We start from the raw sequence: 11,843 nt of genomic DNA on the forward strand, positions 1-11,843 counted from the left end.
AAATCTTAACTTCTACACTTAAAATGAGTACTCCATGGCAGCTTTCTTACCACAAAAGGCTACAGAGATTTTAAATATCTTATTTATATGAGGATAATTATCAATTGTAGTATAATATTTCTTATCATTTATTTGCTTTAATCCTTCTTGCGCCGCTTTGACTAATGTTGTTTCTTCTTTTTCCACTTTATACTCAATAATAAATGCTTTATCTCCTTTATCGCTTCTTGCAATAAGTCGGTGATCAAACCTACCATAACCTGATTCTATATTCGATTCTATAATGTAATTATGAGATAATGGGGCGAATATACCTCCCATTAAATTATGGTAATCACGCTCGCAATACAAATCATGATAAGAGGTCGAGCATATAAAATACTTCTTTAACTGATCAAAAAACTTACCTATCTCACCTTGGGTTAATAATTTCATGAAATGATCATACTCACTCTTTGTCCTTATATTTAATTTATTACTAATCCAACCTATGACACGATTAACATATATACTTTTTATCTCTTTATTTGGGATAGATAAACTATATAAAGGATACTCCTCATCACTATTATCAAGTTCTGCATTTAAATAACCTGCAAATACCAATAAACTAAAAAACACATCTTGATTATTATTGATATCCGTCAATGATATTTGCTTATATAAATATTTAGTTACTTTTTTATTCTCTATTAATCTCTGTAAATCATGCTGTACATCATCAGATTTCAATACTGTATCTATTAAAGATGTACCACCACTATCTACCCAATAATGATCTAATTTCTTAGATGATATACATTGCATGATAGACCACGGATTATATAATAACTCTTCTCCTATCTTATAACCATTATACCAATCTCTAATTTTCGTCTGTTTAATTTCAACTGAAGCTTGACTCAGTAACTTTGATACTTCTGATTCTGTAAAACCATAAAACTTAGAAAAATTATTATCAAGTACTGTATATTCAGTAATATTATTTAAATCTGAAAATAAGTTAGCCTTAGCAATCCGAAGTATCCCCGTAATAACTCCTTTCTCTAAATACTCATTACCTTTTAAACATGAACCGAATATACCTCTAAATAATTCAAGTGCATTTTCAAACTCTCGTGTCTCTCCAAATTTATAATAAGCTTCATTTATTGGAGTATCATATTCATCAATTAGTATGTATACTTTCTGTTTAAAATGCTTAAACAGTAACTTACTCAAAAATAATAATGCACTGTGTATTCTATCTATTGTTATATTATTACTTAAATAATCCTCAAACTTGTTCTTATCCAGAGAACTAATGTAAGTACTGTTCAGTAAATACTCATGATCTTCAAAAACTGTGATTATTTTTTCCCTTACTTTAGCTTCTATAATTTGATAATTATTACCTTTTATATCCTTAAGGCTCAAGAAAATTACAGGAAATGCTCCTTGTCTTTTCATTGCATACGCTACACTTGCTATTTTTAAAGAATGTAATTTTTTTGGTTCATTATAACGTGCGGCTCTGTCTCATCAATTGTGTAAATTTCGTGAACCATTAAATTCTACCATCAAATTTGATCATAAAATGAGCCATAGCTTCATTCCAATTGGGGATAGGCATAGACCATTTTTTGGTAATATAATCAATTGTCAGATATAAAACTTTAAATACTGCGTCATCATTTGGAAAGATGCGTTTATTCTTAGTAACTTTTCTCAATTGGCTATTCAGCGATTCTATCGCATTTGTAGTGTAAATAATCTTACGAATCTCCTTTGGATATTGCAAGAAAATTATCAAATTATCCCAATTATTATACCAAGATTTAGCTATATGCGGATATTGCTTACTCCATTTTTGATCAAATGACTCAAGAGCTAATTCTGCTTCTTTTTCAGTAGCAGAAGTATAGATTAGTTTCAAATCCGCTGCTAATTGCTTTCTATCTTTATATGATACATATTTGAGGCTATTCCTGATCTGATAGACAATACAAATTTGATGTTCAGTTTTCGGATATACTGATGCAATAGCATCAGACATACCAGTTAGATTATCACTACAAGCAATTAAGATATCTTTTACTCCTCGATTCTTCATTTCAGTAAAATTACCAAGCCAAAATTTAGCTCCTTCATTCTCACTTATCCATAAGCCTAAAATATCCTGTCTGCCAGATAAATCTATTCCTAAAGCTACATATACTGATTTATTAATAATAAGTTTATCTTGTCTTACTTTCACTACTAAACAGTCAAAATATACTATAGGGTATACTGATTCAAGAGGTCTACTCTGCCAAATCTTGACCTCATCTATTACTTCATCTGTAATCCTGCTGATTAGGCTCTCACTGATCTCAGCTCCATATAATTCTTGCAATTGTGTTTTAATATCAGACACACTCATACCCTTCGCATATAAGGATATTATCTTTTGGTCTAAGCCATCTATTCTTGTTTGTTTCTTTGAGACTATTATAGGTTCAAATTTACCTTGTCTGTCTCTTGGAACATTTAGCTCTATAGTACCATTCTCACTAATCAGATTCTTACTAAAACTACCATTCCTCGCATTCTCAGTTTCAGCTCTATCATACTTGCTATAACCTAAATGTTCTGACATCTCAGCATGCAGTGCTCGCTCTAAAATACCCTTGGTTAATTCCTTAATTAATCCATTCTGACTTAGTACTGTTTTTAAATCTACTCCGCCTTCTATCAGCAAATCTATTGCTTCATTTATTTTTTTATTCTTCTCTATTTGCATTTCTGTTACCTATATTTTTAATTACTTCTAATATAGGCTCAACAAAAATTTACACAATCATTGCAAAAGACTCATTGATTCATATTGGTCCAATCAGACTGACTCTGTTTGCCAGGAAGAATATTTTGTAAAAAGATTACTGTCTTATCCTTACCATGTGCAGCTCTCCATTGTTTCAACCTTTTCTGCAAACAGCGTAATTGCTTCCCATTATAATTCCCATGATACTTTTCTGTCAAATATGCTAATATGGTAGTTGCTTGCAACTCCGGTGCTGATTCTAGCATTGATTCTATTTCATCCCAGTGCTTCACAAATGGATCCTTACGTGTCCTATATTTACGTATTGTGCGTAATTCGCTTGGATACTTATTAATACGTAAATACTTACGTGCCGTTTTTACACTCATACCTGCTTTTGCAGCAGAAATTATCTGATTATATTTTTTGATCTTTTGCATTAAAATACCTACTTGGTTATTTGTACATGTCATCAGTAATTCTCGAATAATATTTAAATATTTAAAAATAAATTTTTATTCGATTTTACTGTCCATAGTTACTTCTTTTTTATAGCAGGAGTTTCGCACTTAGCAAATAATATGCTAATCTAGAGAAAAATAGTTTTAGATAAAAATGACAAGATCAAAATGTAGCAAAGATTTATATAAATCATTCTTACAAGCAAGTAGTGTAAGATATACTAGCAAAGCATTATCTGAAGTAAGTCCATTAGATCTATCGCACGATAGTGCAAGTCGATGGTTAAAGAGTAAGGATTTTCGCCCTAGCGAAATCTATAGCAAAGTGTCAAAATATATTGATCTGGAAGATCCTTGTTTATTAGTGGGAGATGACACCTTATTGTCAAAGCAATACAGTAAGAGGATCGAGCTTGTAAATTATCAATATTCTGGGGCTGTACATGATGTTATACCTGGTATAGGAATGGTAAACTTACTGCATTACAATACTCAAATTGATCAATCTACTCCTGTAGATTATAGAATATATGATAAAGAAACTGATGGTAAAACAAAGAACGAGCATTTTTGTGATATGCTTACTTTAGAGGTATCAAGCCTGATGCTATAGTTATGGATGCTTGGTATAGTGGTTTGGATAATTTAAAACATATACGTAATTTAGGTTGGATATGGGTTACCAACCTAAGAAAAAATAGAAAAGTTAATCGTAATGTTAGCTTGGAAACTTTAGAGATTCCCGATGAAGGGCTAAAAATTCACCTACGTGGATACGGTTGGGTTACGGTATTTAAGTTTGTGGCAAAAAATGGTCGCATTGATTACATAACCAGGAGTTTCGCACTTAGCAAAATTGTGTATTAGTTAGAAGCCATTTAATGTTGTTCTGAATTGATGTTTTTATAACTTCCCAAGTTTGTTGATATAAAGTAATGTTTTCATTTATCCTCCTTTTGTTCATATCAAGCCAGGCCAATACAGCAAGGCAAATATGATTTCTTTGAGCTCGACCCGTGCGTGCCTGACAGCATTCAATACCACAAGTTTGCTTCAATTCTCGATGATAAACTTCTATAGACCAACGCGCCTTAACAATTTTCTCTATTTGCTCACGTGTAGGATTCTCTAAATTAGTTGTTATGTAATCAATGCGACCATTTTTTGCCACAAACTTAAATACCGTAACCCAACCGTATCCACGTAGGTGAATTTTTAGCCCTTCATCGGGAATCTCTAAAGTTTCCAAGCTAACATTACGATTAACTTTTCTATTTTTTCTTAGGTTGGTAACCCATATCCAACCTAAATTACGTATATGTTTTAAATTATCCAAACCACTATACCAAGCATCCATAACTATAGCATCAGGCTTGATACCTCTTTCTTTAGCTAAAGTAAGCATATCACAAAAATGCTCGTTCTTTGTTTTACCATCAGTTTCTTTATCATATATTCTATAATCTACAGGAGTAGATTGATCAATTTGAGTATTGTAATGCAGTAAGTTTACCATTCCTATACCAGGTATAACATCATGTACAGCCCCAGAATATTGATAATTTACAAGCTCGATCCTCTTACTGTATTGCTTTGACAATAAGGTGTCATCTCCCACTAATAAACAAGGATCTTCCAGATCAATATATTTTGACACTTTGCTATAGATTTCGCTAGGGCGAAAATCCTTACTCTTTAACCATCGACTTGCACTATCGTGCGATAGATCTAATGGACTTACTTCAGATAATGCTTTGCTAGTATATCTTACACTACTTGCTTGTAAGAATGATTTATATAAATCTTTGCTACATTTTGATCTTGTCATTTTTATCTAAAACTATTTTTCTCTAGATTAGCATATTATTTGCTAAGTGCGAAACTCCTGATAACAACTAATTTAGAGAATCCTACACGTGAGCAAATAGAGAAAATTGTTAAGGCGCGTTGGTCTATAGAAGTTTATCATCGAGAATTGAAACAAACTTGTGGTATTGAATGCTGTCAGGCACGCACGGGTCGAGCTCAAAGAAATCATATTTGCCTTGCTGTATTGGCCTGGCTTGATATGAACAAAAGGAGGATAAATGAAAACATTACTTTATATCAACAAACTTGGGAAGTTATAAAAACATCAATTCAGAACAACATTAAATGGCTTCTAACTAATACACAATTTTGCTAAGTGCGAAACTCCTGTATAGGTAATTTTAATGTTCGTTGAGGGTAATTCTAATATTCGTTAGTCATATTATGGGGGTTCTCAGGCGGCATGCCAAAAAACAATGCCTATAATAATAAAAATAAGTAATGAAAATATAGATGAAAATAAAAACAATCAGATAAAACCACAAACATTCTCACAAACTTTACATTCACAGCATTTGGAAAGTGAGCTCTGCTCACTTTCATCTAAATCTTTAAAAAATTCTAATGATGCTCCTCGTAGCTCTGCTGCGAGGAGCATCATTATTAGTGGATAGGGAGGCAGGTGATGTAATTACGCAATTAAAATTACAAAAGCTAATGTATATAGCGCAAGGGATTCATCTTGCATTATATGACGCACCACTATTTAAGGAGGAGATTGAGGCGTGGCAACATGGACCGGTAGTACGCGAGTTATATAGCTAACACGGAAATGTTTCTACCACAGATTAGGAAAAACTTAGGCATTGATCAATAATTTTATGTAAACAGTTTTTAAAGTTAGTCCAGCAATGTTTAATAGGATTTAGATCTGGTGAATATGTGAGTAAATACAAAAACTATGGTAAAAACCTTTTCGCGTTAGCTATATCATGAGTTTAAAGTATATGGTACTGATCCTATTCCTTTGCCTTATAAGGTTAATGTTAATGGATTTAGTTTAAAAACCCGAGAATTCATTTATCAGATTTATTCTGAATATGGTGAGCATAGTAGTAAGTATTTATATCAATGGACACACAGTCACAAAATATGGCAAGACGCTATTGCTAGTGGTAGTAAAAATATAAGCAAGGAAAAGATAAGTCAGTTTTTCACAGATGTTGTGGATAATGTTAAAGCAAAGTTTTTAGCTATATTACCACAACAGACTATAGAAATAGTACAAGCCATTAAGAAGTATGAGGAACAATATGCTACTAATAGTAGTCCTATCATTAAAATAATATCAGGTACGGATGATTTTTCTACATTAGTAGTAGGTGGTGATTTGTTTGTTGATAAGAGTCTGATGATAAAAGAATTACTAGATAATGGGAGTGAAGTAATACTCATAGCTAGACCAAGGCGTTGGGGTAAAAGTATTAATATGAGTATGATAAAGAGATTTTTTGAGATAGAAGTAGATGGTAATGTTTTAGCAGATGAGCAGAAAGTAAATAAAAAATTCTTTTCGGGTGGTACACTTGAGTTAAATGCACGTTATAATGAACCAAAAAAATTACATTCTTTAAAAATAGCAAGTGTAGCGTATGCAATGAAAAGACAAGGAGAATTTCCTGTAATTTTCTTGAGCCTTAAGGATATAAAAGGTAATAATTATCAAATTATAGAAGCTAAAGTAAGGGAAAAAATAATCACAGTTTTTGAAGATCATGAGTATTTACTGAACAGTACCTACATTAGTTCTCTGGATAAGAACAAGTTTGAGGATTATTTAAGTAATAATATAACATAGATAGAATACACAGTGCATTATTATTTTTGAGTAAGTTACTGTTTAAACCTGAATTCTGGATTAATCTAGGTTTGGAAGTAAGTATTTACAAGGGATAGAAGATACTCTATATAATTTTTAGCAAAAAAACAAGAGTATCCCCATGAAGAAAGATATTACTGCATTATTTTGTTTTGTCGATGATTTTTGTAAAATTAGCGAGCAGTGGATTAATAAATCATTTCTACCATTAATTAAAAAGCTAGAATTACCCAATAATATTAGTGAGTATAAACCAGCAATATTAGACAAAATTGCTACAGTTTTTGATACATTATGTACCCAAATAGAATAAATAAATTTTGTTATTACTAAAAAAGTATAAAAAAATTGGAATACATTTCTCCTTATGGAAAGGATTTTGTCAAAACTTCAGATTCAAGTAATAAAACTAAATAATTCAGAACTCTTGGTTTTAGAGCTATAAAACGAGTATATGATGGAAGAGTTACAAAGTCTGATTTATATAATTGTAGATAGGACATATAAAAATATTTAAAGTTTTTACAAGGTGATTGATGGTATAAAAGCACTATTGTTAACAGCTCAGAATAGCTTATTTCAGGCTTTCTTGTAGGATTTTTATTAATGAATGGTATAGCTAACACGGAAATGTTTCTACCACAGATTAGGAAAAACTTAGGCATTGATCAATAATTTTATGTAAACAGTTTTTAAAGTTAGTCCAGCAATGTTTAATCTCTCAGGGTTTAATTCCCCGAAGCTCTGCTTCGTGATATCATAAGAAACAACTAAAACTTTTTTAGATACCTCGTAGCTCTGCTGCGAGGAGCATCATTAGGATTTAGATCTGGTGAATATGTGAGTAAATACAAAAACTATGGTAAAAACCTTTTCGCGTTAGCTATAGAAATGATTTATTAATCCACTGCTCGCTAATTTTACAAAAATCATCGACAAAACAAAATAATGCAGTAATATCTTTCTTCATGGGGATACTCTTGTTTTTTTGCTAAAAATTATATAGAGTATCTTCTATCCTTTGTAAATACTTACTGCCAAACCTAGATTAATCCAGAATTCAGGTTTTAAGCATTTTAAACAGAAAGTATACATACTAATTGATGAATATGATACTCCAATAAATGAAGCTTATTATAAATTTGGAGAGACACGAGAGTTTGAAAATGCACTTGAATTATTTAGAGGTATATTCGGTTCATGTTTAAAAGGTAATGAGTATTTAGAGAAAGGAGTTATTACGGGGATACTTCGGATTGCTAAGGCTAACTTATTTTCAGATTTAAATAATATTACTGAATATACAGTACTTGATAATAATTTTTCTAAGTTTTATGGTTTTACAGAATCAGAAGTATCAAAGTTACTGAGTCAAGCTTCAGTTGAAATTAAACAGACGAAAATTAGAGATTGGTATAATGGTTATAAGATAGGAGAAGAGTTATTATATAATCCGTGGTCTATCATGCAATGTATATCATCTAAAAAATTAGATCATTATTGGGTAGATAGTGGTGGTACAGCTTTAATAGATACAGTATTGAAATCTGATGATGTACAGCATGATTTACAGAGATTAATAGAGAATAAAAAAGTAACTAAATATTTATATAAGCAAATATCATTGACGGATATCAATAATAATCAAGATGTGTTTTTTAGTTTATTGGTATTTGCAGGTTATTTAAATGCAGAGCTTGATAATGGTGATAATGAGTATCCTTTATATAGTTTATCTATCCCAAATAAAGAGATAAAAAGTATCTATGTTAATCGTGTCATAGGTTGGATTAGTAATAAATTAAATATAAGGACAAAGAGTGAGTATGATCATTTCATGAAATTATTAACCCAAGGTGAGATAGGTAAGTTTTTTGATCAGTTAAAGAAGTATTTTATATGTTCGACCTCTTATCATGATTTGCATTGCGAGCGTGATTACCATAATTTAATGGGAGGTATATTTGCTCCTTTATCGTCTTATTATATTATAGAGTCGAATATAGAATCAGGTTATGGCAGGTTTGATCACCGACTTATTGCAAGAAGCGATAAAGGAGATAAAGCATTTATTATTGAGTATAAAGTGGCAAAAGAAGAAACAATATTAGTCAAAGCGGCGCAAGAAGGATTAAAGCAAATAAATGATAAGAAATATGATACTACAATTGATAATTATCCTCATATAAATAAGATATTTAAAATCTCTGTAGCCTTTTGTGGTAAGAAAGCTGCAATGGAGTACTCATTTTAAGTGAGCAAGTTAGGGACAGAAATATACAATTATTTAATAATCAATAAAATTAATGAGAGAAACAATGAGCAATAAAGAACAAAATATAACATCAAATATAGATCCTGAGATTGTGAAGAGTAATCGGATATTATCATTATCAGGAGGAGGGGTAAAAGGGATAGCGGAGTTAGTGGTACTCGCTGAGATAGAGGAGCGTACCGGTAAATCTATAACGGAGTTATTTCCAATAATAACAGGCACTAGCGTTGGCGGACTTATTGCAGGATTGCTAACTATTCCAAAAGAACCAGGCAGTAGTGAGTCAAAATATAGTGCAAAAGAAGCACTTGAGATATTTAAGGCAGCGGCCCCGCAAATATTTCCAGATGAGTTATTAAGCGGAGTGAAGCAAGTATTTACACATAAATACAGTCAAAAGCCATTAGAGAAAATATTAGATGATCATTTAGGAGGCATGCGTTTAAGTGAAGCTACATCACGCTTAATGATACCGGTGACAAATTTAAATACAGATGAGCGGGAAGTAGAAGTATTTGACAGCCATAATCTATTTGGGACAAGCGGACATAGTGATCCAAGTCTTAAGGATGTGCTGCTTGCAACTACAGCAGCACCTACATATTTTAAGGCGGTAACGAATGCAAGTGCTATTGCAGGTACATCTGTATCAAAAGAAGCATTATATGCCTATGCAGATGGAGGGTTAGCTGCTAACCGTCCGGCATATGAGGCATTAAAGATATTAAAAGGCAATAATAACCGTGAGCAGCAAAAAGAAATATTAGATAAAACTATGGTGTGTTCAGTGAACTTTAATGATGCACTTAATTTTCATGAAGCAATACCTGTAAGTGATAAGTCAAATGAAGGTTTAACAAGTAATGGAGTTTGGAAGTTTTTAAAGCATGTTAATCCAGTAGTAATGGTGTGTGATGGAGTATTGAAACTGTTTGAGACGCCAAATAATGATGGAGCAATAGGTTGGATGTCTAAGGGCAAGCTAATAGATAGATTAATGCACGCAAGCGAAGAGAATGCTAGTTCTGCGGTCAGGAGTGATTTACCGGGTACAGATGAGTTTATGGAGGTAAAGCTACCAATTACTAAAGAAACATCCAGTTTAGATAATGCAAAAGTAAAAAATATAGCTGCTTTAGAGGAAGTGGGGCGTCAGTATATAAAGGAGCATGATCAGCAATTACAGAAGTTATGTGACAATTTGCTTCATAATTATAATCAAGAACAAAATATCAAGGGTGATGCTGAGTATGTTAGAGACGATATGTTCGTTGTAAATAATAACATTGACAAAGTAATAATATCTGAAGAATTGGCACAAAAATTAGGAGCCAATCTAAATGATCAGCAGGTATCTACTATCGAAAGGGCACTTGCAAGCTTAAGTCCCAAAGAAAGTGAAATGGTAGAAGCATTTTTACAAAACCTTAACAATGATCAAGTTATAGCTTTATCTAAGCCACTTCCTGTAATTGCTGATGGTGAATTTAAGGACAGTAGCATAGGAGAATTTAATATATTTCAGAATAAGTTTTTGCAAGTTTTTAGTAATATGTTTACTAACCAAGATGAATTTAAATCTGAAGTATCATTAAATGCTACCAAAGAATATACTACTGAAGTTGTATGTGATGGTAGAGGATCAGAATTATCCCATCATATTGATATAGGTGTAGAGGCTTAAAACCTCTACTTTTGCATTAATTATATATTTAATATTTATAGGAGAGAATAAGAAAAACCATGACAGATTATAGTAATTATACAACTCAGTATATAGAGAATAAAATTGATTTAAATATAAGGACGTTAAATAGTTGTAGTATAGGTGATCATAAGAAATATAGCGATATATATAGTTTAACTTCGCATGAATATAGGTATAGTGCTTTAAGTACAGTATTAAAGGTATTATCAGTACCATTAGTTGCTGTATCAAATGCAATCAAAATATTATCATGTGAAATAGTAGCGGTTAAGGAGATGATAAATATCCCCCTTATGCTTTTAAAGAAGATGGATCAAGGTATCTCGAAGAAGATATTACAAGGACTTGATGGTACTAATGAAGAGGAGTTATGTGAGATAACACATAATATATTAGAGCAGTGGAAAGAAGATAATGCTTTAATCATACAAGAAGAGGAGAGTTTATTTACTAGGTTTAAAAACTATGTATGCGAAAATGTACCATTTATTGCATCTATTCAAAACTTTTGGGTAAATGGGGGAATACATTATACTAAGGAGAGATTAGAAGAGCAGCACTTAGTAAAGCAGATAACAAAGGAAATCTTTAAAACAGCCTATATTGCCGGTAAGGAAGCAAATAGCTTAAATAGTGATGATATATATAATCATTTTAAGGAGATAGGAGCTCATAAGGATAACATGCCCACAAAAGAGATGGATGTATTGCAAAATCAGTGGTTTCATAACAATTATAGTGCTTTAGATGAAGCATATTTCAGTGATGATGATACGGCGAATTTAATAGGTGATGATAATATCTGCTAGTTGATTATTGTGTTTTGTAAATAATTATGTTAAGCTTTTATATGGCGAGTGTAGTAATATTTCAAGACTTACGCTATGTTTCGCATAATTCCCATGCATTCAGGGATCTTATGAAGTGAT

11 protein-coding genes and 5 pseudogenes are annotated in these 11,843 nt (G+C 31.8%); 10 read left to right on the forward strand and 6 right to left on the reverse strand.

Features of this window, described 5'->3' with window-relative positions; all coding sequences use genetic code 11:
• Positions 1–18: 18 nt before the first annotated feature.
• The 4 genes and pseudogenes from AAHI98_RS04490 to AAHI98_RS04505 form a co-directional block, all read right to left on the reverse strand.
• On the reverse strand, positions 19–807 hold the full coding sequence (locus AAHI98_RS04490) for a PD-(D/E)XK nuclease domain-containing protein (protein ID WP_342225370.1): 789 nt from the start codon (positions 805–807) through the stop codon (positions 19–21).
• Positions 808–1,008: 201 nt separating this feature from the next.
• Positions 1,009–1,473, reverse strand: a pseudogene (locus tag AAHI98_RS04495) (AAA family ATPase); the annotation flags it as partial.
• Between the two features lie 73 nt (positions 1,474–1,546).
• Entirely contained in the window at positions 1,547–2,761 is a 1,215-nt protein-coding gene (locus AAHI98_RS04500) for an IS256 family transposase (RefSeq protein ID WP_342225158.1), read from the reverse strand.
• Between the two features lie 71 nt (positions 2,762–2,832).
• Positions 2,833–3,255 (reverse strand): hypothetical protein, encoded by a 423-nt coding sequence (locus tag AAHI98_RS04505; RefSeq protein WP_342225159.1) that lies wholly within the window; start codon positions 3,253–3,255, stop codon positions 2,833–2,835.
• A 142-nt stretch (positions 3,256–3,397) separates the two neighbouring features.
• Here AAHI98_RS04505 and AAHI98_RS04510 point away from each other — a divergent pair.
• Positions 3,398–4,077 (forward strand): annotated as a pseudogene (locus tag AAHI98_RS04510) (transposase); the annotation flags it as partial.
• 13 nt (positions 4,078–4,090) lie between these two features.
• Here AAHI98_RS04510 and AAHI98_RS04520 read toward each other — a convergent pair.
• The gene (locus AAHI98_RS04520; RefSeq protein ID WP_342224656.1) at positions 4,091–5,071 is read right to left on the reverse strand and encodes an IS701 family transposase; all 981 of its coding nucleotides are present in this window, start codon (positions 5,069–5,071) and stop codon (positions 4,091–4,093) included.
• 39 nt (positions 5,072–5,110) lie between these two features.
• On the opposite strand from AAHI98_RS04520, the gene AAHI98_RS04525 reads away from it, so the two are divergent.
• From AAHI98_RS04525 to AAHI98_RS18495, 5 genes and pseudogenes are all read left to right on the forward strand, one after another.
• Positions 5,111–5,428: a transposase gene (locus AAHI98_RS04525; RefSeq protein WP_342225162.1), complete on the forward strand. Its 318-nt coding sequence runs from the start codon at positions 5,111–5,113 to the stop codon at positions 5,426–5,428.
• A gap of 100 nt (positions 5,429–5,528) precedes the next feature.
• Positions 5,529–5,726 carry a hypothetical protein gene (locus AAHI98_RS04530; RefSeq protein WP_342225163.1) on the forward strand — a complete coding sequence of 66 codons (198 nt, stop codon included), beginning with the start codon at positions 5,529–5,531 and terminating at the stop codon, positions 5,724–5,726.
• A gap of 43 nt (positions 5,727–5,769) precedes the next feature.
• Complete coding sequence (locus AAHI98_RS04535) at positions 5,770–5,877, forward strand: type II toxin-antitoxin system antitoxin SocA domain-containing protein (protein WP_342225164.1); 108 nt, start codon at positions 5,770–5,772, stop codon at positions 5,875–5,877.
• A gap of 202 nt (positions 5,878–6,079) precedes the next feature.
• A complete protein-coding gene (locus AAHI98_RS04540) occupies positions 6,080–6,910 on the forward strand; it encodes an AAA family ATPase (protein WP_342225165.1) in 831 nt (276 codons plus the stop codon).
• A 142-nt stretch (positions 6,911–7,052) separates the two neighbouring features.
• A pseudogene (locus AAHI98_RS18495) lies at positions 7,053–7,151 on the forward strand (IS982 family transposase); the annotation flags it as partial.
• Between the two features lie 175 nt (positions 7,152–7,326).
• On the opposite strand, the pseudogene AAHI98_RS04550 reads toward AAHI98_RS18495, so the two are convergent.
• Positions 7,327–7,533, reverse strand: a pseudogene (locus tag AAHI98_RS04550) (IS982 family transposase); the annotation flags it as partial.
• A gap of 449 nt (positions 7,534–7,982) precedes the next feature.
• Here AAHI98_RS04550 and AAHI98_RS18500 point away from each other — a divergent pair.
• From AAHI98_RS18500 to AAHI98_RS04565, 4 genes and pseudogenes are all read left to right on the forward strand, one after another.
• Positions 7,983–8,195: pseudogene (locus tag AAHI98_RS18500) on the forward strand (AAA family ATPase); the annotation flags it as partial.
• Positions 8,196–8,396: 201 nt separating this feature from the next.
• Positions 8,397–9,185, forward strand: coding sequence for a PD-(D/E)XK nuclease domain-containing protein (locus tag AAHI98_RS04555; protein ID WP_458693691.1), 789 nt, complete (start codon positions 8,397–8,399; stop codon positions 9,183–9,185).
• 52 nt (positions 9,186–9,237) lie between these two features.
• Entirely contained in the window at positions 9,238–10,890 is a 1,653-nt protein-coding gene (locus AAHI98_RS04560; protein ID WP_342225167.1) for a patatin-like phospholipase family protein, read from the forward strand.
• Positions 10,891–10,949: 59 nt separating this feature from the next.
• Positions 10,950–11,723, forward strand: a complete 774-nt coding sequence (locus tag AAHI98_RS04565; protein ID WP_342225168.1) for a hypothetical protein — start codon at positions 10,950–10,952, stop codon at positions 11,721–11,723.
• Positions 11,724–11,843 lie beyond the last annotated feature (120 nt).

It is taken from the genome of Rickettsia endosymbiont of Urophora cardui (genome assembly GCF_964030725.1).
In the GTDB taxonomy this organism is placed as follows: domain Bacteria; phylum Pseudomonadota; class Alphaproteobacteria; order Rickettsiales; family Rickettsiaceae; genus Rickettsia.

Coding starts and splice junctions, on each gene's coding strand:
- AAHI98_RS04490 (WP_342225370.1), bottom strand. CDS start 807: ATGCAATGTATATCATCTAAGAAATTAGATCATTATTGGGTAGATAGT.
- AAHI98_RS04500 (WP_342225158.1), bottom strand. CDS start 2,761: ATGCAAATAGAGAAGAATAAAAAAATAAATGAAGCAATAGATTTGCTG.
- AAHI98_RS04505 (WP_342225159.1), bottom strand. CDS start 3,255: ATGACATGTACAAATAACCAAGTAGGTATTTTAATGCAAAAGATCAAA.
- AAHI98_RS04520 (WP_342224656.1), bottom strand. CDS start 5,071: ATGACAAGATCAAAATGTAGCAAAGATTTATATAAATCATTCTTACAA.
- AAHI98_RS04530 (WP_342225163.1), top strand. CDS start 5,529: ATGCCTATAATAATAAAAATAAGTAATGAAAATATAGATGAAAATAAA.
- AAHI98_RS04535 (WP_342225164.1), top strand. CDS start 5,770: ATGTATATAGCGCAAGGGATTCATCTTGCATTATATGACGCACCACTA.
- AAHI98_RS04555 (WP_458693691.1), top strand. CDS start 8,397: ATGCAATGTATATCATCTAAAAAATTAGATCATTATTGGGTAGATAGT.
- AAHI98_RS04560 (WP_342225167.1), top strand. CDS start 9,238: ATGAGAGAAACAATGAGCAATAAAGAACAAAATATAACATCAAATATA.
- AAHI98_RS04565 (WP_342225168.1), top strand. CDS start 10,950: ATGACAGATTATAGTAATTATACAACTCAGTATATAGAGAATAAAATT.